The following is a 21,358-nucleotide window of genomic DNA, read 5'->3' on the forward strand; positions in this document are numbered from 1 at the left end:
GCCAATGATGGCTCTATATGGGGGGCCAGCCGCGCGCAATCGAGGGAGCGGCACCTTGCCACTTAAAGCCGACCTCTGGCCCAACCTCTGGCCCGATCCGTGCGCAGACCTTGCGGCCAAAAGCAAACCGGCGGCGCTTCGTTCGCGCCGCCGGCCGCAATCGTCGGATCTGCCCTGTCGCTCAGGTGTTGCTGGCGGTTCCAGCCGACGGAAACTGCCTGGCGAATTCCGCCTCGTTGCCGGCGGCGAGCAGCTTGGCCTGCTCGATCCAGCGCTCGCGCGCGATACGGCCGTCGAAATTCATGACGTCCTCGATCCGCTTGATATCAGCGGCTGTCCAGGCGGCGATCTGGGCAAAGCTGGTGACGCCTTGTGCCCTGAGCAGCTTCTCGTTGACCGGGCCGATACCGATCAGCCGGCGCAGATTGTCGGGTTTGCCGGAAGCCACCTTGGCCGGCGCGGCCTTCGCCGGTGCCGCCTTCCTGGGCGCCGCGCTGGCCTTGGGAGAGGCTTTGGCGGCAGCGGCCTTCGGCGCGCCGGTCTTCGCGGCGCTGGAAGCGGCCTTGGCCGCAGCCGGCTTCCTGGGCGCCGGCTTGGCCGCCGGAGCGGATTTGGCAGGGGTGGGCGTCGACATCAAGGCGGCCGGCGCCGGCGCCGCCGCCTTTGCCGGGCCGGAGCCGGTCGAGGCCTCGCGCAGCCGGCGCTCGAGGTCGGCGCGGGTGCGCCCACAGGCATCCAACTCGCCGGTCAGGCGATCGCTGTCGGCCCGCAGCCGGTCGCGCTCGCTGCGTGTGCGGTCGAGATCGCCGCGCAAGCTGTCGAGTTCACCGCGCAAGCGTCCCCAGATGAACCAGCCAACCAGCACACCCACAAGGAACGCCAGGAGCATGTAGAAAAAAGTGCCCATTGTCTCTCTCCAGTCAGATCCGTCTGCCGCGGCATTGGACTTAATGACCTTCGGCGAAGGACTACTCGATGATGGTTCCGCCGCCTGCGGAACAGCCGGCCTCAGTCGAGCCGTCGGCATCGGCTTTGCAAGCCATGGCCAATGGCCGTCGTCGCGTGCACCGGAACGCCGCGGTCGGCTGAGACTTCCCCGCCCGACCCGCATGCTCCGGCTGAGCTTGGCGGCGAGGCTATCATAGAGCTTACGGAAAGCTATGGGAAAACTACGAAAGAGAGTTATTCAAGAACAGATATTTAGACCAAGAATAGTGTGGGCCCAATATGCATTCCGGCTAAACTGTTCTGAGCAGGTGGGGACGACGCACAGAAGACGCCTCAGTTGTCGAGCGCTTCCAGCTCGTCGATCAGGCCGCTGATCACGCCAAGCCCGATCTGCCAGAAGGCGGGATCGGTGGCATCGAGGCCGAAAGGCGCCAGAAGCTGCGAATGATGCTTGGTGCCGCCGGCGCGCAGCATCTCGAAATATTTGTCCTGGAAGCCGCGCTCTGCGTTCTGGTAGACCGCGTAGAGCGAGTTCACCAGACAGTCGCCGAACGCATAGGCGTAGACGTAGAAGGGCGAATGGATGAAGTGCGGGATGTAGGTCCAGAACACTTCGTAGCCGTCGCGCAACTTTATCGCCGGGCCCAGACTTTCCGCCTGCACCTCCAGCCAGAATTGACCGAGCCTGTCGGATGTCAGTTCGCCGTTGCGGCGCTCCGCATGCACCTTGCGCTCGAACTCGTAGAAGGCGATCTGGCGCACGACCGTGTTGATCATGTCCTCGACCTTCTGGGCGAGCATGGCCTTGCGCTCGCGCCTGTCGGTGGTCTGCTCGAGCAACGAGCGGAAGGTCAGCATCTCGCCGAAAACGGACGCCGTCTCGGCCAGCGTTAGCGGCGTCGAGGCCATCAGCGCGCCCTGGCCGCCGGCCAGCACCTGGTGCACGCCATGGCCAAGCTCATGCGCCAGCGTCATCACATCGCGCGGCTTGCCCATGTAGTTGAGCAGCACGTAGGGGTGCGCCGAAGGCACGGTCGGATGGGCGAAGGCGCCGGGGGATTTGCCTGGGCGCACCGGCGCGTCGATCCAGTTGCGGTCGAAGAAAGTCCGCGCGATCTCGGCCATCTCGGGCGAGAAGCGCTGATAGGCGGACAGCACCGTGTTCCTGGCCTCGTCCCAGCCAATCACCGCCTGCGGTGTCTCCGGCAACGGCGCGTTGCGGTCCCAGTGGTTCATCACCTCCATGCCCAGCCAGCGCGCCTTCATCCGGTAATAGCGGTGTGACAGGCGCGGATAGGCCTCGCGCACCGCCGAAGCCAGCGCATCGACCACACCGCGCTCGACGCGGTTGGCGAGATGGCGTGAATCGGCGATGTCCTCGAAACCGCGCCAGCGGTCCGAGATTTCCTTGTCCTTGGCCAGCGTGTTGGTGACCAGCGTGAAGGTGCGCAAATTCCTCCGGAAGGTCTGGGCGAGCGCCTCGGAGGCGCGGCGTCGCACCTCGCCGTCGGCATCCTGCAATCGGTTCAGGGCCGGTTCCAGCGTCAGCTCCTCGCCGTCGACGTCGAAGCGCAGGTCCGTCATCGTCTCGTCGAACAGCCGGTTCCAGGCGCCGCGCCCGGTGATCGACTTCTCGTGGAACAGCTGCTCGACGCGATCCTCGAGCTGATAGGGCTTGTCCAGGCGCAGATCGAGCACCCAGGGCCGGTAATGACCGAAGGCGGGGTCGGCGGCGAGCGCGCCCTCGATGGCCGCGTCGTCGATCAGGTTCAGTTCGAGCGCGAAGAACAGAAGATGCGCGCTGGCGTCGGTCATCTTCTCCTGGATGTCGCCATAGAGCTTGGCGCGCTGCGGATCGGCGGTGTTGCCGGCGTAGATGAGGCCGGCATAGGAGACGATGCGGCCGATCAGCTCTTCCAGAGCCTCATAGGCGACAAGCGCCTCGCCCAGCCTGCCTGCGCTGCCGCGCTCGGCCTCGGCGGACAGCGTGCCCTTCCAGCGGCTCTCGAAGGCGACCGTATCGGCGGCGGCTTTCGCGATGTCGCGCTTCAGCTCCGGCGCCTCCATGCCCGCATAGAGGTCGGCAAGATTCCATTCCGGCAGATCGCCAAGCTCGGCGGCGCCCTGACCGGAAGCTGGCGCCGCAAGCCGCCGATCAAACATCACGCGCATCGACAATACCTTCTTTGAATCGAGTGGCCGGGCCCAGGGCCAGAATCAGGAGAACGGAGAAGCCGGTCAAATCCTAAGGAATTCGTTCACCGGGTTTTTTGAAACCTTATTTAGAACCCTGTGCCAAGATGGTCCATGGGGATATCAGGCGGGCGGCTCAAGACAGTCATGACAGGTTCCATACTCATAGTCGATGACGATCCCGTGCAGCGCCGGCTGCTCGAGGCGGCGGTGACGCGGTTCGGCCACACCGCAATCGTCGTCGACGGGGGCGCTGCCGGCCTCGACGCCCTCGACGGACCCGGCGCCCGCGACGTGTCGGTGGTCATCCTCGATCTGGTCATGCCTGATCTCGATGGCATCGGCGTGCTCAAGGCGATGCGCGAGCGCGGCATCACCATCCCGGTCATCGTGCAGACCGCCCAGGGCGGCATCGAGACCGTGGTTTCGGCGATGCGCCACGGCGCCTTCGACTTCGTCGTCAAGCCGGCCTCTCCCGACAGGCTGCAGGCCTCGATCGCCAACGCGCTCAAGGTTGAGGCTGTCGAAGGCGAGGTCAAGCGCACGTCGCGCCGGCGCGGCGGGCTGCTGACCTTCAGGGACATGATCACGCACAGTCCCGCCATGGACAAGGTGATCCGCCTCGGCCAGAAAGCGGCGGCATCCAACATCCCGATCCTGATCGAGGGCGAATCCGGCGTCGGCAAGGAACTGGTGGCGCGCGCCATACAAGGCAGCGGCGACCGCCGCTCGAAACCTTTCGTCACCGTCAATTGCGGCGCCATTCCCGACAATCTGGTCGAATCGATCCTGTTCGGCCATGAGAAGGGCTCGTTCACCGGAGCCACGGAGAAGCACACCGGCAAATTCGTCGAAGCGCATTCGGGCACGCTGTTTCTGGACGAGATAGGCGACCTGCCGCTCGACGTGCAGGTCAAGCTGCTGCGCGCCGTCCAGGATGGCGAGGTCGATCCGGTCGGCGGCCGCGCCACGGTCCGGGTCGACATCAGGCTGATTTCGGCGACGCACCGCAATCTCCTGCAGCAGGTCAAGGACGGCAAGTTCCGCGAGGACCTGTTCTACCGGCTCAACGTCTATCCGATCTATGTGCCGCCCTTGCGCGACCGCCGCGACGACATTCCCGATCTGGTCGCACATTTCATGGAGAAGGTGGCTCCGGCAGACCCGCGCCATCGCCTGCGGGGCATTTCGGCGGCGGCGCTCGCCGTGCTCCAGGCCTATGACTGGCCCGGCAATATCCGGCAGCTGGAAAATGCCGTCTTCCGCGCCTCGGTGCTGTGCGAAGGCGATGTGCTCGGCGTCGAGGATTTCCCGCAAATCCGCGCCCAGGTGGAGGGCACGGTCCGCCTCGATGTGGACATCGCGCCGGCCGGCCCGGCTTTGGCCGTAGAACCGCGCGATGAGCCGGCGCTGGCCGGCGAGGGCGTTTCGGCTGCCGAACCCGAATCGCCGACGCGGCTTCAGCCACGCTTCGGCACGCTGCGCGCGCTCGACGAGCGCGGCAATGTGCGCGCGCTGGCGGATGTCGAACTGGAGATGATCAAGCTCGCCATCGATCACTACAACGGCCAGATGAGCGAAGTCGCCCGCCGCCTCGGCATCGGCCGCTCGACGCTTTACCGCAAGCTCAAGGAATACGGCATCGATCCGGAAACCGGCAGGCTCGACCGGCTCGCTTCCTGAGGGCGCTATCGCGCACAGCCGCCCGATGTCCGGCCTGAGAGCGGTCGGCCCGAGTGCGGTCACGCAAGGCCGGGACCAGCTTGCGCTGCCATCATGTCGCCGGTGCATTGACTGGACCGGAGTGTGGCGCGCCGATGGCGACGTCCCCGACGGTCCCGTTCACGCATTAAGGCTAACGGTAACAGATCGTGTTTCGGCCAAACGAGGAATCATGATCTAAACCAGCGGTTTACCAAGAAACCTTGTGGACAATTTTTGGCGGGATATCGCCACGGTCTTACCGCATTTCGGCTTCAATAAGCGATGATTAACCATTAGGATCGATATTCGGATGTGACAACGACACGTCCGTTTGGGCAAATCCGGGGACAAACGGCAGCCTGCAAGGCCTTTTGATTTGAACAGAATCGAACGACACACAAACGGGCGGCACTATCATTTGAGCGTCTGGCCGAAGTGGCTGGCGGCCATGATTGTCGCATTTGGTTTTCTTGCCGCTGCCGCAACCGGCGCCAGGGCCGAAGTGCGTTCGCTGAAGCTCTACCACCTCCACACGCACGAGAAGGCGGAGATCGTCTACAAGCGCAACGGCCGTTACGATCAGGCCGGGCTGAGGAAGATCAACATCATCCTGCGCGACTGGCGCCGCAACGAGCCGACCAAGATGGACCCGCGCCTGCTGGACCTGGTCTGGGAAGCCTATCGGGAAAGCGGCGCCACCGACTATATCCAGGTGGTTTGCGGCTATCGCTCGCCGTCGACGAACTCGATGCTGCGCAGTCGCAGCAAGGGTGTCGCCGAGAAGAGCCAGCACATGCTCGGCAAGGCGATGGACTTCTACATTCCGGGCGTGCCGCTGAAGAAGCTGCGCAATATCGGGCTCAAGATGCAGGGCGGCGGCGTCGGCTACTATCCGAGATCCGGTTCGCCGTTCGTCCACATGGATGTCGGCAATGTGCGCCATTGGCCCGGCATCAGCCGACAGGAACTGGTGAGCCTGTTCCCGAACGGCAAGACGCTGCACGTGCCGAGCGACGGCCGGCCGCTGCCTGGCTTTGAGCAGGCGCTTGCCTCATACAAGGCACGCAAGGGCTCCGGCGGCGCCGCCATCGAGCTGGCCAGCGCCGGCGGTGGTTCCAAAAGGTCCGGCGGACTCCTGGCTGCCTTCTTCGGCGGCGGCGACGACGAGGCCGACGACAGCGCCGATGTCGCATCGGCAGAGCCGGCGCCGAAGCCGAGAAGCGTGAAGCCGGTACCGGCGAGCACCGCCAAGAGCGGCACCCTGCCGGGGATCGCGATCGTGGCGCCCGAGAACGCCAAGCGCGCCGAGATCCCGCAGGTCGCCGAGGAGCAGGCCCCGGAGCCGGAAAAGGATACGCCCGAGACGATCATCGCGGCGTTGCCGGCACGCAGCATCCCGCTGCCCGATTTCGCGCCGCGGCCGAAAGTCGATGTCGGCGCGCAGCCGCCTGAAAATGTTCCCTTCGGCATGGCGGATGCGACGGCCAGCACCGAACAGACCGTGGCAACCGTGCAGACGCCGGCGAATATGCCTTTCGGCAAGGCTGATCCCTCGGCGGTCGCCGCCGATGCAGCGCAGGTTGCCGCCAACAACATACCTTTGCCGACATGGCGCCCCGAACACACGTTGCCGGCGGTGCTGGCGCCTGCGCCCAGCAAGGATGTGCTGATGGCGCTGGCCGAGACGGCCGAGCGTGGCAAGACCGCGACCGATGCCTTCTCGGTGCTGCCGAGCGCGCGGCCGGATATGACCAATATCGATGCGGCCAAGCCCGATGCGGTCAAGCCCGATGCGGTCAAGGCCGATGCGGTCAAGGCCGTGCTCGACGAGGCCGAGGCGCTTCCCGTGCAGGCTGACTATTATCGGGTTGCGTCGTTGTCCGAGCCTCGTTCGGCTTTCAACGACCCGTCCGGCGTCGATGCCGCATCGCCGCGCGAGGCCGTCGTCGCCCGCGCTGCCGGTTCCGATCCGGTCGCCGCGATCGGCGCCGGCGTGAAGACGACCCGCAAGGAGGCCAGAGCCACCGCCCGCGACCTGAAACCCGGTCCCAAGGCCATCGTGGTTGCCGCCGCACCGCAGGCCGCCCGCTGGGCGCTGACCAGCGGCGAGAATGTCGCGACGGTTTCGAGCGCCACGACGGCGCCGGGCTACGCCTACAACGTGGTCCACACGCCGCCGAGCGAGGTCTACACGGCCGGCTTCCAGCAGGGCGACCAGATGGCGGATGCCAACCGTTTCACCGGCAATGCCGTAAAATTCCTGTCCGTCGCGCGCTTCCAGACGAAGTAAAGACCGGGCATTCCGAAAGCCGCGCCGGGCAACCGGCGCGGCTTTTCGTTGTCAGCCGGCTGTGTGCGGGCACAACCGGCATGCATGAAGCCGGCCCCGGCCCCGCGGGATCACGGGTGCCTGAACTTCTCGTGAAAAGGTAAAAGCTGCCTGTTTCCCGGCTAGAATGGCTGCGTTCCAACCCCGGGGATATTCATGAAGAAGATCCTGTTGGCATCCGTCCTGGCGCTGGTGGCGGCATCGGCGGCTTTTGCTCCCTCGCAAGCCGAAACCGTGATCATCAAAAATGGCAAGCATCACTGCCGGACCAAGATGGTCACGCATTGGAAGCATCGCCACAAGGCGGTCGAGAAGGTCAGGGTCTGCAACTGACCGCCAAGACACCACTGACTATCATGGCACCAGACTAGCCCGATCGGCGCAAGCCGGCCGGGCTTTTTCGTGCCGCCCGGGATGGTTCAGTCGATGTCCAGCGCGGCCGCTTCGCCCCGCGCCAGAAGCCGCGCGGCATCGCGTGCAGGCGGCAACCCGAACTGACGCGCATACTCCCGGCTGAACTGCGAAGCGCTTTCATAGCCCACGGTAAAGGCAACCCGCGCGGCGTTTCCCGGCTGGGCCAGCAGCAGGTGGCGGGCCTCCAGCAGGCGGACCTGCTTCTGGTACTGGATCGGGCTCATCGCCGTCGCCGCCTTGAAGTGGCGATGAAACGCAGCGCTGCTCATATTGGCGAGCTCGGCCAACCGCCGCACCTCGATAGGCTCGTCATAGTGAGCCCGGATCCAGGCGGTCGCCCGGCGGATCTGTGACAAGCGGCTGTCGGCGCCGGCGAGCTGGCGCAACTTCGCGCCTTGCGGGCCTTGCAACAGGCGAAACAATATCTCGCGCTCGAGCAGGGGAGCGAGCACGGGAATCTCGGCGGGCCTGTCGAGCAGCCGCAGCATCCGGCGCCACGCGTCGAGCAGGTCGTCATTGGCCAGGTAGGTCATGAAATCGTCGCCACCGACGGCCGGCTCGTGCTCGATGAGCAGGGCTGCGATCGCCTTGACATCGAGGGCGAAGCCGATGGCCACATAGGGATGCGCGGTGCTCGCCTCGATCAGCTGGCTGGTGGCGGGTGTCTCGACTGCGTAGACGAAATAGCTGCCGGCTTGATAACGAAGCGTACGCTCGCCGATCAGCACCGATTTCGTGCCTTGCAGCACGAACAGCGCCGTCGGCTGACAAAGCTCGGGCATAGGCGGCGTCGGGACCTCGCTGCGGCCGATCGTAACGCGAGGGATCGCCGTCCTTGTCCGCCGTCCATGCGCATGGCGGGCGGCGATGGCGATCAATTCCAGCAGCGCCTCTCTCATCGTTCCAGCATTGCCGATCCGCGTGGGCCGCGCAACCAGGTGAGAGGATCGGGCAAGAGCAAGAGAGTTTTCGGCGCGCGAGGCGGGCGGCAATCCGCCATCTCTAAGGCGCGTCGCGTTTGGCGGCGTGTTTTGGGCCTTTGTTTTATGCAATGTCGTTTTCCCGGACCGGGCCACTTCCAGGCGACAGGCATCAGGCCTCCACAAAGGAGATTTGGATATGACGACATCGAAGCGCGCACTGGTGACCGGCGCCAACAAGGGCATCGGCCTGGAGACCGCACGGCGCCTGGCGGCGACAGGATTCAAGGTCTGGCTCGGCGCCCGCGACGCCGAACGCGGCGCCGCGGCGGCGCAGGCGCTGCGCAACGAAGGGCTCGACGTCGAGTGGCTCGAACTCGACGTCGTCGATGACGAAAGCGCGGCGGTCGCCGCCAGGACCGTCGCGGCGCGGGTAGCCAGCCTCGACGTGCTGGTCAACAATGCCGGCATTGCTCCTGGATATGTCGACGCGCTCGGCCCCGACGAGCGCTATGAGCTGCCGCCGAGCCGGGAGAACATCGCCGACATCAAGGCCACCTATGATGTCAACGTCTTCGGCCCGATCCGGGTCACCCAGGCATTCCTGCCGCTCTTGCTGGCATCGCCCGCCGGCCGCATCGTCATGGTGAGCAGCTATATCGGCTCGATCGCACGCGCGCAGGACGCAACAGGCGAAAACCAGTCGCCCAACATCATGGGCTATGGCAGCTCCAAGACGGCGCTCAACGCGATTACGGTGGCGTTCGCCAGGGAGCTCGCGCCGCGCGGCATCAAGGTGAATGCCGCTGCTCCCGGCTACACCGCGACCGATCTCAACGGGCACAGGGGCGGTCGCACGGTGCAGCAGGCAGCCGAGATCATCGTGCGCCTGGCGACGCTCGATGCCGATGGTCCGACTGCCGGCTATTTCGACGAGAATGGCCCGCTGCGCTGGTGAACGCGAAAGCGCTTATCCGGCGAGCTTGCTCGCGGCGCGTGCGAGAGCTTCGATTTCGTCCCACCTGCCGGCCTTGACCATGTCGTCGGGGGCGACCCAGGAGCCGCCGACGCAGATGACATTGGGCAGGCTGAGATAGTCGGCCGCGTTCTTGCCGGTGATACCGCCGGTCGGGCAGAATTTCACGTCGGCGAGCGGCGAGGCGAATGCCTTCAGCGAGGCGATGCCGCCGGACTGCTCGGCCGGGAAGAACTTCAGGAAGCGCAGCCCGGCTTCGCGCGCGGCCATGATCTCGCCGGGGGTGATGGCGCCGGGCAGCAGCGGAACCTCGCTGTCGGCGGCGCCTGCCAGAAGCTCGCGGGTTATGCCCGGGCTGACGATGAATTGCGAGCCGGCGGCGGCCGCCTCATCGAACTGGCGGGCATCCAGAATGGTGCCGGCACCGACGATGGCTTCCTCGACCTCGCCGGCCACGCGTCGGATCGCTTCCAGCGCATCCGCGGTCCTGAGCGTGATCTCGATCGCCGGCAGGCCGCCGCGTGCCAAAGCGCGGGCCAAGGGCACGGCATTGGCAACTTCAGCGATCTTCAGCACCGGGATGACCGGCTGGCCATTGAGCAGCGACAGGAGTTTTTCGGTCTTGCTAGGCATCTTCTTCTCCATATCGTTGTCAATTCAACCGATTAGCAGACTGATATTTTCCTGTCCACGCAACCGGGCGTGTCGTGATGTCACGCACGCCGGGTAGCTTACGGGCTCTTCCGGAACAGGACCATGACAGGCCGTCAAACCCGTTTCACCTTGAAACGGCTTTTACGAGCGTCTAGTTGCTCTGGCAATGACACCGTCCGCGCCATCCCAGCCTGTCCGCGTCGCCGCGCTCTACAAATTTGCCCGGCTCGACGCCTTCCAGGCGCTGCGGGCGCCACTGGCTGCCTTCTGCTGTGGGCGCGGCATCAGGGGTACGCTGCTTCTGGCGCATGAAGGCATCAACGGCACGGTCGCCGGCAGCGATGCGGCGATTGCCGAACTGATCGAACATCTCGAAACCATCGACGGGCTGTCCGGCCTCGAGGTGAAATACAGCAGCGCCGCGCAAATGCCCTTCCACCGCATGAAGGTGCGGCTGAAACGCGAGATCGTCACCATGGGTGTCGAAGACATTGACCCGGCGAAGAGTGCCGGCACCTATGTCGCGCCGGCCGACTGGAACGCGCTGATTTCCCAACCCGACACGATCGTCATCGACACGCGCAACGCCTACGAAGTGTCGATCGGCACCTTCAAGGGCGCCATCGATCCGGCGACCGCGAGCTTTCGCGAATTCCCGGCCTGGGTGGAAGAGCACCGCGCGGAACTGGAAGGCCGCAAGGTCGCCATGTTCTGCACTGGCGGCATACGCTGCGAGAAGGCGACGGCCTATGTCAGGTCGCTTGGTCTCGAGGAGGTGTTCCATCTCAAGGGCGGCATCCTGAAATACCTCGAAGAGGTGCCGGCCGAAGACAGCCTGTGGCAAGGCGAATGCTTCGTCTTCGACGAACGGGTTTCGGTGTCGCACGGCCTCGCCGAGGGCGACGCCGAGCTGTGCCGCGCCTGCCGGCATCCACTGACCTTGGACGAGCTGACATCGCCGAAATTTGCCGCCGGCGTCTCCTGCCCGCATTGTTTCGACGCTCGGTCGGACGACGACCGCCAGCGCTATGCCGAGCGCCAGCGGCAGGTCGAGCTGGCGCAGGCGCGGGGCAGGGGACCGCATATCGGGTCCTGATCAAGGCGCCTGGGCCGGGGCAAAGCGGCCGCCCGTCATTGCAATGTCAGGTTTCGGGACCTACGTCTTCGGCGTTCGAAACCTGCCCGTTCGGCCGGGCAATCCTGGAGGCATTGATGTTCGATCCCAAGAAGCTTCTCGACGATCTGCTCGGCTCGCAAATTCCCGGCACCGGCGGCACGGTCCGCGACAAGGCCGGACAGGCGGTGCAGATGGCCAAGGACAATCCTCTTGCGGCGGGCGCGCTGGCCGCGGTGCTGCTTGGAACCGGCGCCGGGCGCCAGGTCACCGGTGCCGCCGTCAAGCTCGGCGGGTTGGCAGCGATCGGTGGCCTCGCCTACAAGGCCTACCAGAACTACAAGGCCGGCAATGCACCCGAGCAGGCGCCGGCGGCCGGCGAACCGGAATTGCTGCCGCCGCCGAAGGACACTGCGTTCCACCCGTCGCAAGCGCCGCAGGGCGAGGACGAATTCACGCTGACCCTGGTGCGGGCGATGATCTCGGCGGCCAAGGCCGACGGCCATGTCGACGATGAGGAGCGCAAGAAGATCGCCGGCAAGCTGAGCCTCGCGGGGATCGGTTCCGATGCGGAAAAATTCCTGATGGCGGAGCTGGAGAACCCGCTCGACCTCGACACGCTGGTGGCCGGCGCCAAGACCGACGCGCAGAAGCTTGAGCTCTACACCGCGTCGCGCCTTACAATCGATCCCGACACACGCGCCGAGCGCGGCTATCTCGATCTGCTCGCGGGCCGGCTCGGCCTGCCGGATGCGCTGATCGACCATGTCGAGGCAACGGTTTCGGCGGTCAAAGTGCCGGCTGCCAAGGCCGGGACCTCACCCAATCCACGCTGGTAGGCCAAAACGGAACAGGCGGGCCTTCGTGGCGTTAACCTCTCGTTAACCCAGGAAGCGCATGATTCTAGACAGTCGGATCGGCTTTCCTCCTCCCAAGTCCGGTCCAGATCAGGGCGGTCGCCAATGACCGCCCTTTTTGTCGGCCCTCCGTGCTTCTCCCAAAAACGAATTGCGCTTTTCGGTACCCGGCCAGGCTCCGAACCCTTGATAGGAATTTTTTCCTTGACGGGGTGACGGCAACTATGGTAGATATTTGGTTATGGTGCTGAGTTGCGCCAGGGACTCGCCGCAGGCGGGTTTTCCGTTCAATGCTCCCTCGACAGCGCGCGGTCGAAGGCCGGACGAAACCTGTCAGCTTGGATTCGTTGCCCTGGACACCAGCGTCCCGCTTGCCATCGCCGCCGTCATTTGCGATGCCTTTTGCCCCTGGACCACCTGAAAATCAGTCGAGCCAAATGCGGCGCAGCCGGAGGATATCTGCCATGACCGAAAAAACCGCCATCGTCACCGGCGCCGGCACGGGCATCGGCAAGAGCGTCGCCACCGCGCTGCTCAAAGCCGGCTGGAACACCGTGTTCTGCGGACGCCGGAAGGCGCTGCTGGACGAGGCGATCGCCGCGGCCGAGCAGACGGATGCCAAGGCACTGGCTGTCGCCTGCGACATCAGCAAGCCCGGCGAGGTCGATGATTTGTTCGAGACGGTGGCGGAGGCGTTCGGCCGCGTCGACCTGCTCTTCAACAATGCCGGCATGGGCTACAAGTCGGCGCCGATCGACGAGATCCCGGTCGAGGTGTGGAACGATATTGTGGGCGTAAACCTCACCGGTTCGTTCCTGTGCGCCCGCGCGGCCTTCCGCGCCATGCGCAAGCAGAAACCGATGGGCGGCCGCATCATCAACAACGGCTCCATCTCGGCCTACGCGCCGCGCCCGGGATCGGTGCCCTATACCGCGACCAAGCATGCCATCACTGGGCTGACCAAGACGCTGGCGCTCGACGGCCGCCCCTACGACATTGCCTGCGGCCAGATCGACATCGGCAATGCGCTGACCGACATGGCGCAACCGATGACGGTCGGCGTGCCACAGGCCAACGGCTCCATTGCCGCCGAAGCGGTGATGGACGTCCAGCACGTGGCCGACGCCGTCGTCCACATGGCCAGCCTGCCGCTCGAGGCCAATGTGCTGTTCATGACCGTGATGGCGACCAAGATGCCGTTCGTGGGCAGAGGCTGACGAAGCCTTTATTTTTGCGCAATTCCCAAGGGAAAGCGCTACGCGCTTTTCCCGGGAAAACCTCTACGCACTTTTTCTGGAGTTGCCTTAGGCCCCCGCCAGCGCCACGCCCGGCAGATAGAGCGCGATCGGGCGGATCTCGTAGACGGCGGTCGGGTTGACGCGGCGCAGATCGCGCGCGATGGCGATCGCGTCATCGCGCTTGGCGCAATCGACGACATAGAGGCCGAGAAGCTGTTCCTTGGTCTCGGCGAAGGGGCCGTCGATGACGATCCCGTCGCCGGGTCCGCGCAAGGTGCAGGCCGACTGGGTCGCTCCAAGCCGCGCCGAGGGGCCGAGGCTGCCGTTCGCATAGAGCCCGTCGTGGATCTTGAGCAGGTCGGTCATCAGTGCCGCATCTTCCTGCGGCGTCAGTGCCTTGATCGCGTCTTCCACGTGATAGGCAAGAATTGCATAAAACATCGAGGCACCCCATTTCGATCCTGATCCAACGATCGTAGCGGCTCCCCGCACGCAGGCACAGTCTTTGGCCTTGCGCCTCCCGACGCATCATGACATTGCCATGCCGCCAGCGGCAATCGATGCGGACTCGCGGCGAACGCCGGAGGCCTCACTTGGCCAGGAACGCTCCGATCCTGTCCAGCGCGCGCAAAATGTTCTCCTCGGAATTGGCGTAGGAGAGCCTGACATAGCCCTCGCCGAGAATGCCGAAATCGGGGCCGCCGATCAGTGCCACGCCGGCGTCGTCGAGCAGGGCGGAGGCCAGTTGCTTCGCCTTCCAGCCGGTCTTCGACACGTTGGGGAAGGCATAGAAGGCGCCCTTGGGCGTGATGCAGGATATGTTTGGCAGGGCGTTCAGTCCCTCGACCACGATCTTCCTGCGGCGATCGAAGGCGCGCATCATCTTTTCGACGTCGTCCTGCGGGCCGTCTATGGCGGCGATGCCGGCGAATTGGCTGGGCGCGTTAACGCAGGACCAGCAATTGACCGCCAGCTTGCGCACCTTGTCGTAGAGATGGGCGCCCTTGTCGCCGTTCGGCCAGATCGACCAGCCCATGCGCCAGCCGGTCATCGCCCAGGTCTTCGACCAGCCGTTGAGCACGATCAGCCGGTCGCGGATTTCGGGAAACTCGAGCAGCGAGCAGTGTTTTTCGCCATCATAGGTCATCACGTCATAGATTTCGTCGGAGAGGATGGCCACTTGCGGATGTGCCTCCAGTCCCTTGACCAGCTTCTCGATCTCGGCCCGCGGCGTGACGCCGCCGGTCGGGTTGGCCGGCGAATTGAGGATCAGGAGCCGCGTCTTCGAGGTGATCAGCGCCAGCGTCTCATCGGCCGAGAAGGCAAAGCCGTTCTCCTCGCGCATCGGCACGGGGATGGGTGCCGCACCGGTGAACTCGATCATCGAGCGGTAGATGGGAAAACCGGGATCGGGATAGAGGATCTCGGCGCCAGGTTCGCCGAACATCAGGATGGCGGCGAACATGGTCGGCTTGCCGCCGGGCAGGATCATCACCGCCTCGGGCGATACCTCGACCCCGGTCGTGGTCAGCGTGCGGCGCACCACCGCCTCGCGCGTCGCCAACAGGCCGTTCGCCGGCGTGTAGCCGTGGTGGCCGTCGCGCAGCGCCTTGATCGCCGCCTCGACAATGTGCTGCGGCGTCTTGAAGTCGGGCTGGCCGATGCCGAGATTGACGATGTCGCGGCCTTGTTGGGCGAGTGCCGTGGCCCTCGCGAGCACGGCGAAGGCGTTTTCCTCGCCGAGACGATCGAAGGCCGAAATCGTGTGGAGCATTTTTCCCGTCCGTGTGGTTCTTGCTATGCGGTTGCGTTTTTGTGAGCTTCGGCCCGCAAAAGTCAAACGGATTGGAGCTTTCGGTGTCGGAAAATCTCAAGGACTGGCAACCGCGTCCGCGCCCGGAGCGCAAGGTGCTGGAGGGCCGCTATGTCAGGCTTGAGCCGCTGAGCGCCGCGAAGCATGGCGATGGCCTCTATGAAGCGTCTTCCGTGGCCGACGTCGATGGCCGCTTCGCCTGGCTGCCCGACTATCCGCCGGAAACCCGCGCCGCCTTCCAGCCTTGGCTGGACAAGGTGGAGGCGAGCGAGGATCCGCTGTTCTTCGCCGTCATCGACAAACCGAGCGGCAAGGTCGCCGGGCGCCAGACGTTGATGCGCATCGATCCGGCCTATGGCGTCATCGAGATCGGCAACATCTATTGGGGGCCGCTCATCGCGCGCAAGCCGGCGGCGACCGAGGCGCAATTCCTGTTCATGAAATACATTTTCGACGAGCTCGGCTATCGCCGCTACGAATGGAAATGCAACAACCGCAACGAGCCGTCGAAGCGCGCAGCGGAACGGTTCGGCTTCAAGTTCGAGGGCATTTTCCGCCAGCACCTGATCGTCAAGGGTGAAAACCGCGACACCGCATGGTATTCGATCATCGACAAGGAATGGCCGGCCTTGCGCAAAGCCTACGAGGCGTGGCTCGATCCGGCCAATTTCGACGGTGCCGGCCAGCAGAAACGACGGCTCGAGGATTTTCGCGCGGAATTCGGCGCTTGAGCTGAATCCGGGCATGGGAGTTTGCCATTGGCGCACAGTGACGACGACAGCCGGCACGACGGCAGCCGGCACGACCACAGCGGGCACGGCTACAGCGGGCACGGCCACAGCGCGCATAGTCATGGCTCGACCGACAAGAAGCGCGTTTTGATCGCGGCCTGCCTGACGGCGGGCTTCATGGTGGCGGAGGCGCTTGGCGGTCTTTTCACCGGCTCGCTGGCGCTGCTGGCCGATGCCGGCCACATGCTTGCCGACGCCATTGCGCTCGGCCTTGCCTGGTACGCGTTTCATCTTGCGGACCGGCCGGCGACCGTCCGCCTGACCTATGGCTTCGGCCGGGTCAAGACGCTGGTGGCCTACACCAACGGCATCGCCATCTTCGTCATCGCGCTGTGGATCGTCTACGAGGCGTGGGAGCGCCTGCAGACGCCGGCGCCGGTGCTGGGCGGGCCGATGCTGGTGGTGGCGATCCTCGGCCTGCTGGTCAACATCGGCTCCTTCCTGGTGCTGCATGGCGGCGACCGTGAGAGCCTCAACATGCGCGGCGCCATACTGCATGTGCTCGGCGACCTGCTCGGCTCGGCCGCGGCAATCGTGGCGGCGATCGTCATTCTGGCGACCGGCTGGACCCCGATCGATCCGATCCTGTCGGTGCTGGTCTCGCTGCTGATCCTGTCCACGGCATGGTCGCTGATGCGCGCGGCCGCCCACGTCCTGCTCGAAGGGGTGCCGCCGAGCCTCGACCGGGACCTGATCGCCAGCGACATCGCGACGACGGTCCAGGGGGTGCGCGAGGTGCACCACATGCATATCTGGTCGATCGACGGCACCAGCAGCATGGCGACGCTGCATGCCTGCCTCAACGAGGGCGTGGACGCGCACAAGGCGGTCAGCGCGATCAAGAAGCGGCTTGCGTCGGAGCATGGCATCAGCCATGCCACGGTGGAACCTGAATTCGGCCAGTGCGCCGACGACGGCGACGAGCACGACCATGGTCATGACCATGATCACCACCAGGGGCATGACGCGGCTTTGCATCATGGCCACCATCACTGACGCAGGGAACCCAAGCGCCTTGAATCCGAGCTCGACGACCCCTGGCCACGCCGGGACAGCATAATGGATCGCGATACCAAGAACGCCGCCATCGCCGCGCTGTCGATCATGCTGCTGTTCGGCATTGCCGTTTATTTCCTGCCAAACATCATGCTGGCCCTCGGCGGCCTTTCGACCGTGCTCGCCGGCATCTTCGGCACCGCGTTCGTGCTGGCGTTTTTCTTGGTGTTCTGGCTGCGCGCGCGCAGCCAACGCAAAAATCAGAGCAAATAAGGGAAGTTCGACATGCGCATTCTGATCACGGGCGCCGCCGGCATGGTCGGCCGCAAGCTCATTGCACGGCTGGCAAAGGACGGCAGGCTGCGCGGCCAGAAGATCTCCGCGCTCGACCTGCACGACATCGTACCGCCACAGGCGCCGGCCATCGATGGCGTCAGCATCCACAGCCATACCGGCGATCTCGCCGAGGCGGGCGCCGCCGAGAGGCTGGTCGCGTCGCGGCCCGACGTCGTGTTCCATCTCGCCGGCATCGTATCGGGCGAGGCGGAAGCCAATTTCGATCTCGGCTACCGCGTCAATCTCGACGGCACGCGCGCCTTGTTCGATGCCGTCCGCCTGGCTGGGTTTGCGCCGCGCGTCGTGTTCACCTCGTCGATCGCGGTGTTCGGCGCGCCGTTCCCGGACGTCATTCCCGATGAATTCCACACTACGCCGCTGACCTCCTACGGCACGCAGAAGCAGATGAGCGAGGCGCTGCTGGCCGACTATTCCAGGCGCGGCTTCTTCGACGGCATCGGCATCCGGCTGCCGACCATCTGCGTGCGGCCGGGCAAGCCGAACAAGGCGGCCTCCGGCTTCTTCTCCGGCATCATCCGCGAGCCGCTGAACGGTCAGGAGGCGATCCTGCCGGTGCCGCGCACCGTCGTCCATACCCACGCCAGCCCACGCTCGGCGGTGAATTTCCTGATCCATGCGGCCGGGATCGACGGCGCCGCCGTCGGGCCGCGCCGCAACCTGACGATGCCAGGCGTCGCCGTCACTGTCGGCGAGCAGATCGAGGCGCTGGAACGCATCGCCGGGCCGAAGGCGGTGAGCCTGATCCGCGAGGAGCCGGACGAGACGATCTGGGCGATCGTCAAGGGCTGGCCGACGCGGTTCGAGGCGCGGCGGTCAAGGGAATTAGGTTTCAGCGCCGAGAAGAGTTTTGACGAGATTATCCGCGCTCATATCGAGGATGAACTGGGCGGCAAGGTGTATTGATATTCAGGTGATGCCGGCCTGCGAACGGCTGATACCTGCGCTTCCGGTGCTCACGTACTTTAAGTACGCTCCGCTCCGGTTCTCGATATCAACCGTTCTCGGCGCGGCCTGACCTGAATCTCAACACACCTTCGGGCGCTACTTCCGGGTCAAACGCCGCCCGTCAGGCTCGCCGACAGCAGCAGCAGTCCGAACAGGAACACGAAGGCGGCGCCGCCGATCTCGACGATCGAATGGATGCGGTTGCCCATGCGGCCGTCGCCGGCGAAATACACCGCCCAGTTCTTTGCGGTCACCGCGATCGTGGCCAGCGCCGAGACGGTTATGGCGGTGCCGATCGACATCGCCAGCACCGACAGCAGGCCGCCGAGCCACAGGCCATTGAGCAGGGCGAAGCTGAGCACGATCAGCGCGCCGGAGCAGGGGCGGATACCGACCGCGGCCACCGCCGTCCAGGCGGTGCGCCAGTCGAAGCGGTCGCCCGACAGCAGCGCCGGATCTGGCGCATGCGAGTGGCCGCAGGTCTCGCAGACCTCGCCCGCCGCGTGCGCGTGATCGTGCGCGCCATGATCGTGGTGATGGTCATGCGCGCCGTGGTCATGATGATCGTGCGAATGGTCATGCCCGTGGTCATCATGATCATGCTGATGCAGCGCGTGCGCCGAATGGCTGTGAGCGGCATGCGAATGGCTCGCGTGAGAATGCCCGGCGTGAGCCGCCGACAGGCTGTAAGCGGGACCTCTGCCGAACAGGCGCAGGATGGAAGGGCCGAGCTTGCGCCACAGCAGCCAGGCGCCGAACAGGGTGACGAAGACGAAGCTCATGATCTCCATGAACCAGGCCGCATCGGTCATCGAGACGGCGGTACCGCGCAGGACGAAATAGGCGACTGCCATGACCGCGACCGCGGTCAGGCCCTGCAGCAGGGCCGAGACAAACGACAACAGGATGCCACGCCGCAGCGCCACTTCGTTGGCGACCATGTAGGACGAGATCACCGCCTTGCCGTGGCCGGGGCCGGCGGCGTGGAAAATGCCGTAGGCGAAGGACAGGCCGATGAGCACCCAGAGCTTGCTGTTGTCCTGGCGCATCGCCTTCATCGCCGTGGCGAGCGCGCGATAGAACTCCTGCTGCCGCAGATTGATCCACATCAGGATGTGGGCGAACGGGCCGGTGGTCGGCGCCATGCCATCGTTGACGCCGATGCCGAGCGAGCTCTGGGCATGAGCCGAGCCGGCGAAATGCACCATCGCGAAGCTGATGGCCAACAGGCCGAATGCCAAACGCAGGGACGGTCTCATCACCGGGTTCATCCTTCTGGCTGACAGGTCAGTTCGAGCTTGGTGGCAAAGATCTTGCTCATGTCGGTGCCTGTCGGGTCGTTGAAGAAGGCGTCCGTCAGGGTCTTCTGGTTTTCCTTGATGGCCTCATCCGGGTCGGGGCGGACCACCTTGTCGGTGCAGTTCGGGGGCAGGCCCTCGACCGTGATGTTGGCGTCCTCGGTGAAATCGATCGCCGTGTAGAAGGTCGGATCGTAGACGCCGATATCGATCTTGCCGGCGAGCTTGATCGGCGCCTTCGGTTCGGACTCGAACAGGATGATCAGCTGGTCGTTGTCGAAATTGGCCATCAGATGCGGCGGCGGCGTCATCGGCACGTCTTTGCCGTCCTGGGTGACGAGTTGGAAGTAGTTGAATTCGGCCAGCGAGGCGTGGACCGTGTCGGCGACCTCCTTCAACTCCTTGTCGTCAAGCTTCAGGTCGGAATTCTTGTCGAACTCCATCATGACAGTACTGGAAAACAGATCGTCGAAGCGCCAGAGATGGCGCAGCGCTTTCACGCTTTGGTGATCCGGGGAGAGGATCACGTCGAGGCGGGCCTCGGCGAAAACGTGCGGATGCACCTCGGCCGGTCCAACGGCGGCCAATGTCGCCGCCAGGGCCGAAGCCAGCATGATTGCGTGCCGTCTCAGATGCATTCGCGGTCGCGATTCCCTTGGCTTCGGAGAGAAGTGGACAGTTACCAGAAAGGGGGCGAAAATGGGACCGCGCCGCAATTGAAGGCGGTCATGCGGTTTCGCGCGTCCTGAACCACTGGACCAGGAAATCGACGAAGACACGCACCTTGGCGGGCAAATAGCGCCGGTGCGGATAGACGGCGAAAATGCCGGCACCCGACAGGGTGCGGTCATCCAGCACCGTCACCAGCCGGCCGCTCGCAATATCCGGCACGGCGATGAAATCCGGCAGGATGGCAAATCCCAACCCCGACAGGGCAGCAGCCCGCGCCGCCATCGGGCTGTTGACTTCGATCGGCCCGGAGACCGAGACGCTCACCGTATCCTCGCCGTCTCCCTTGAATTGCCAGTTGTTCAAGCCGCGGCCATTGGTGTCGACGATGCAGGGCATGCGGCCGAGATCCTGCGCCCGTACCGGCATGCCATGTTTTGCGATGAGTTCGGGAGATGCGCACAGCCGTGTGGAAAACGGCGCCAGACGCCTGGCGATCAGCGACGAGTTCTCCAGGCGCGAGATGCGCACCGCGAGATCGAAGCCTTCCTCGACGAGGTCGACGAAGCGGTCGTCCAGCTGGATGTCGAGCACGATGTCGGGATATTGCTTGGCGAAGTCGATCAGCGACTGGCCGATCGGCGCGTCGGCGAAGGTGCGCGGCGCAGACAGCTTGATCCTGCCGCGCACGTCGCCGGAGGATTCGCGCACGGCATCGGCAAGACTGTCGACCTCGCGCACGATCTCGGAGGCGCGGCGATAATAGGTGTGGCCGGCCTCGGTCATCGAGAACTGGCGGGTGGTGCGGTTGAGCAGCAGCGCGCCGAGCTCGTCCTCCAGCTCGCGCACATATTTCGACAGCAGCGCCTTGGAGCGGCCGATCTTGCGCGCCGCCGCCGAAAAGCCCTCGGCCTCGACCACGTCGATGAAGGCGCGCATGCGGGTCAGTGTGTCCATGAATCAGGCCTTTCGTGCGGCGTCGAGATTTCGGCCGAGCCGTATCAGGGCAATGTCGCCGCCGGAAGGGCCAGCGACAGGCCGGCCCACCGGTATCTTGCGAGGGTGCAGAAGGGGGTCGAGAGGGTCGTGCGTGCCTGTCATCGTTCGATATCCGGATACGGTGAAACCAACATTGTTCGATG

20 protein-coding genes are annotated in these 21,358 nt (G+C 64.9%); 11 read left to right on the forward strand and 9 right to left on the reverse strand.

Going from position 1 to position 21,358, the window contains the following annotated elements; translation table 11 throughout:
• Positions 1-181: 181 nt before the first annotated feature.
• Both FJ942_RS04640 and FJ942_RS04645 read right to left on the reverse strand, forming a co-directional pair.
• Positions 182-907 (reverse strand): proton-conducting membrane transporter, encoded by a 726-nt coding sequence (locus FJ942_RS04640; protein WP_140584326.1) that lies wholly within the window; start codon positions 905-907, stop codon positions 182-184.
• 374 nt (positions 908-1,281) lie between these two features.
• Positions 1,282-3,120 (reverse strand): M3 family oligoendopeptidase, encoded by a 1,839-nt coding sequence (locus tag FJ942_RS04645; RefSeq protein ID WP_181169807.1) that lies wholly within the window; start codon positions 3,118-3,120, stop codon positions 1,282-1,284.
• Between the two features lie 168 nt (positions 3,121-3,288).
• On the opposite strand from FJ942_RS04645, the gene FJ942_RS04650 reads away from it, so the two are divergent.
• The 3 genes from FJ942_RS04650 (at position 3,289) to FJ942_RS28420 (ending at position 7,507) form a co-directional block, all read left to right on the forward strand.
• Complete coding sequence (locus FJ942_RS04650; protein WP_140729028.1) at positions 3,289-4,824, forward strand: sigma-54 dependent transcriptional regulator; 1,536 nt, start codon at positions 3,289-3,291, stop codon at positions 4,822-4,824.
• Between the two features lie 469 nt (positions 4,825-5,293).
• Entirely contained in the window at positions 5,294-7,135 is a 1,842-nt protein-coding gene (locus FJ942_RS04655; RefSeq protein ID WP_181169809.1) for a DUF882 domain-containing protein, read from the forward strand.
• A 195-nt stretch (positions 7,136-7,330) separates the two neighbouring features.
• Positions 7,331-7,507: a hypothetical protein gene (locus FJ942_RS28420; RefSeq protein WP_181165230.1), complete on the forward strand. Its 177-nt coding sequence runs from the start codon at positions 7,331-7,333 to the stop codon at positions 7,505-7,507.
• An 86-nt stretch (positions 7,508-7,593) separates the two neighbouring features.
• On the opposite strand, the gene FJ942_RS04660 is transcribed toward FJ942_RS28420, so the two are convergent.
• On the reverse strand, positions 7,594-8,487 hold the full coding sequence (locus FJ942_RS04660; protein ID WP_140522382.1) for an AraC family transcriptional regulator: 894 nt from the start codon (positions 8,485-8,487) through the stop codon (positions 7,594-7,596).
• A gap of 220 nt (positions 8,488-8,707) precedes the next feature.
• Here FJ942_RS04660 and FJ942_RS04665 point away from each other — a divergent pair, with 220 nt between their 5' ends.
• On the forward strand, positions 8,708-9,466 hold the full coding sequence (locus tag FJ942_RS04665; RefSeq protein WP_140761395.1) for an SDR family oxidoreductase: 759 nt from the start codon (positions 8,708-8,710) through the stop codon (positions 9,464-9,466).
• Positions 9,467-9,478: 12 nt separating this feature from the next.
• On the opposite strand, the gene FJ942_RS04670 is transcribed toward FJ942_RS04665, so the two are convergent.
• Positions 9,479-10,117: a 2-dehydro-3-deoxy-phosphogluconate aldolase gene (locus FJ942_RS04670; RefSeq protein ID WP_140496266.1), complete on the reverse strand. Its 639-nt coding sequence runs from the start codon at positions 10,115-10,117 to the stop codon at positions 9,479-9,481.
• A 187-nt stretch (positions 10,118-10,304) separates the two neighbouring features.
• Between FJ942_RS04670 and FJ942_RS04675 the strand changes: the two genes are divergently transcribed.
• The 3 genes from FJ942_RS04675 to FJ942_RS04685 all read left to right on the forward strand — a co-directional run bounded on the left by FJ942_RS04675 (position 10,305) and on the right by FJ942_RS04685 (position 13,326).
• Positions 10,305-11,234 (forward strand): rhodanese-related sulfurtransferase, encoded by a 930-nt coding sequence (locus FJ942_RS04675; RefSeq protein ID WP_140816724.1) that lies wholly within the window; start codon positions 10,305-10,307, stop codon positions 11,232-11,234.
• 116 nt (positions 11,235-11,350) lie between these two features.
• Positions 11,351-12,091, forward strand: coding sequence for a tellurite resistance TerB family protein (locus FJ942_RS04680; protein WP_140513669.1), 741 nt, complete (start codon positions 11,351-11,353; stop codon positions 12,089-12,091).
• Between the two features lie 482 nt (positions 12,092-12,573).
• The gene (locus tag FJ942_RS04685) at positions 12,574-13,326 is read left to right on the forward strand and encodes an SDR family oxidoreductase (RefSeq protein ID WP_140513668.1); all 753 of its coding nucleotides are present in this window, start codon (positions 12,574-12,576) and stop codon (positions 13,324-13,326) included.
• A gap of 87 nt (positions 13,327-13,413) precedes the next feature.
• Here FJ942_RS04685 and FJ942_RS04690 read toward each other — a convergent pair whose 3' ends face one another.
• Together FJ942_RS04690 and FJ942_RS04695 are read right to left on the reverse strand one after the other, a co-directional pair.
• Positions 13,414-13,788 carry a YciI family protein gene (locus FJ942_RS04690; RefSeq protein WP_140496262.1) on the reverse strand — a complete coding sequence of 125 codons (375 nt, stop codon included), beginning with the start codon at positions 13,786-13,788 and terminating at the stop codon, positions 13,414-13,416.
• Positions 13,789-13,936: 148 nt separating this feature from the next.
• Positions 13,937-15,121 (reverse strand): pyridoxal phosphate-dependent aminotransferase, encoded by a 1,185-nt coding sequence (locus FJ942_RS04695; protein ID WP_140513667.1) that lies wholly within the window; start codon positions 15,119-15,121, stop codon positions 13,937-13,939.
• 83 nt (positions 15,122-15,204) lie between these two features.
• Between FJ942_RS04695 and FJ942_RS04700 the strand changes: the two genes are divergently transcribed.
• The 4 genes from FJ942_RS04700 to denD are packed head-to-tail and all read left to right on the forward strand — an operon-like array spanning position 15,205 to position 18,207.
• Positions 15,205-15,891 (forward strand): GNAT family protein, encoded by a 687-nt coding sequence (locus tag FJ942_RS04700; RefSeq protein WP_140513666.1) that lies wholly within the window; start codon positions 15,205-15,207, stop codon positions 15,889-15,891.
• Between the two features lie 27 nt (positions 15,892-15,918).
• Positions 15,919-16,947 carry a cation diffusion facilitator family transporter gene (locus FJ942_RS04705; protein WP_140556580.1) on the forward strand — a complete coding sequence of 343 codons (1,029 nt, stop codon included), beginning with the start codon at positions 15,919-15,921 and terminating at the stop codon, positions 16,945-16,947.
• Positions 16,948-17,007: 60 nt separating this feature from the next.
• On the forward strand, positions 17,008-17,220 hold the full coding sequence (locus FJ942_RS04710; RefSeq protein ID WP_140513664.1) for a hypothetical protein: 213 nt from the start codon (positions 17,008-17,010) through the stop codon (positions 17,218-17,220).
• 12 nt (positions 17,221-17,232) lie between these two features.
• The gene (denD, locus tag FJ942_RS04715; protein WP_140513663.1) at positions 17,233-18,207 is read left to right on the forward strand and encodes a D-erythronate dehydrogenase; all 975 of its coding nucleotides are present in this window, start codon (positions 17,233-17,235) and stop codon (positions 18,205-18,207) included.
• Positions 18,208-18,356: 149 nt separating this feature from the next.
• Here denD and FJ942_RS04720 read toward each other — a convergent pair whose 3' ends face one another.
• The 3 genes from FJ942_RS04720 to FJ942_RS04730 all read right to left on the reverse strand — a co-directional run bounded on the left by FJ942_RS04720 (position 18,357) and on the right by FJ942_RS04730 (position 21,173).
• Positions 18,357-19,520: a nickel/cobalt transporter gene (locus tag FJ942_RS04720; protein ID WP_140522364.1), complete on the reverse strand. Its 1,164-nt coding sequence runs from the start codon at positions 19,518-19,520 to the stop codon at positions 18,357-18,359.
• Entirely contained in the window at positions 19,517-20,185 is a 669-nt protein-coding gene (locus tag FJ942_RS04725; RefSeq protein WP_140496255.1) for a DUF1007 family protein, read from the reverse strand. Before FJ942_RS04725 ends, FJ942_RS04720 begins: the two co-directional genes overlap by 4 nt.
• A gap of 88 nt (positions 20,186-20,273) precedes the next feature.
• Positions 20,274-21,173: a LysR family transcriptional regulator gene (locus FJ942_RS04730; protein WP_140496254.1), complete on the reverse strand. Its 900-nt coding sequence runs from the start codon at positions 21,171-21,173 to the stop codon at positions 20,274-20,276.
• Positions 21,174-21,358 lie beyond the last annotated feature (185 nt).

Source organism: Mesorhizobium sp. B2-4-2, assembly GCF_006442845.1.
In the GTDB taxonomy this organism is placed as follows: Bacteria; Pseudomonadota; Alphaproteobacteria; order Rhizobiales; family Rhizobiaceae; genus Mesorhizobium.

Coding starts and splice junctions, on each gene's coding strand:
- FJ942_RS04640 (WP_140584326.1), bottom strand. CDS start 907: ATGGGCACTTTTTTCTACATGCTCCTGGCGTTCCTTGTGGGTGTGCTG.
- FJ942_RS04645 (WP_181169807.1), bottom strand. CDS start 3,120: ATGCGCGTGATGTTTGATCGGCGGCTTGCGGCGCCAGCTTCCGGTCAG.
- FJ942_RS04650 (WP_140729028.1), top strand. CDS start 3,289: ATGACAGGTTCCATACTCATAGTCGATGACGATCCCGTGCAGCGCCGG.
- FJ942_RS04655 (WP_181169809.1), top strand. CDS start 5,294: ATGATTGTCGCATTTGGTTTTCTTGCCGCTGCCGCAACCGGCGCCAGG.
- FJ942_RS28420 (WP_181165230.1), top strand. CDS start 7,331: ATGAAGAAGATCCTGTTGGCATCCGTCCTGGCGCTGGTGGCGGCATCG.
- FJ942_RS04660 (WP_140522382.1), bottom strand. CDS start 8,487: ATGAGAGAGGCGCTGCTGGAATTGATCGCCATCGCCGCCCGCCATGCG.
- FJ942_RS04665 (WP_140761395.1), top strand. CDS start 8,708: ATGACGACATCGAAGCGCGCACTGGTGACCGGCGCCAACAAGGGCATC.
- FJ942_RS04670 (WP_140496266.1), bottom strand. CDS start 10,117: ATGCCTAGCAAGACCGAAAAACTCCTGTCGCTGCTCAATGGCCAGCCG.
- FJ942_RS04675 (WP_140816724.1), top strand. CDS start 10,305: ATGACACCGTCCGCGCCATCCCAGCCTGTCCGCGTCGCCGCGCTCTAC.
- FJ942_RS04680 (WP_140513669.1), top strand. CDS start 11,351: ATGTTCGATCCCAAGAAGCTTCTCGACGATCTGCTCGGCTCGCAAATT.
- FJ942_RS04685 (WP_140513668.1), top strand. CDS start 12,574: ATGACCGAAAAAACCGCCATCGTCACCGGCGCCGGCACGGGCATCGGC.
- FJ942_RS04690 (WP_140496262.1), bottom strand. CDS start 13,788: ATGTTTTATGCAATTCTTGCCTATCACGTGGAAGACGCGATCAAGGCA.
- FJ942_RS04695 (WP_140513667.1), bottom strand. CDS start 15,121: ATGCTCCACACGATTTCGGCCTTCGATCGTCTCGGCGAGGAAAACGCC.
- denD (WP_140513663.1), top strand. CDS start 17,233: ATGCGCATTCTGATCACGGGCGCCGCCGGCATGGTCGGCCGCAAGCTC.
- FJ942_RS04720 (WP_140522364.1), bottom strand. CDS start 19,520: ATGAACCCGGTGATGAGACCGTCCCTGCGTTTGGCATTCGGCCTGTTG.
- FJ942_RS04725 (WP_140496255.1), bottom strand. CDS start 20,185: ATGCATCTGAGACGGCACGCAATCATGCTGGCTTCGGCCCTGGCGGCG.
- FJ942_RS04730 (WP_140496254.1), bottom strand. CDS start 21,173: ATGGACACACTGACCCGCATGCGCGCCTTCATCGACGTGGTCGAGGCC.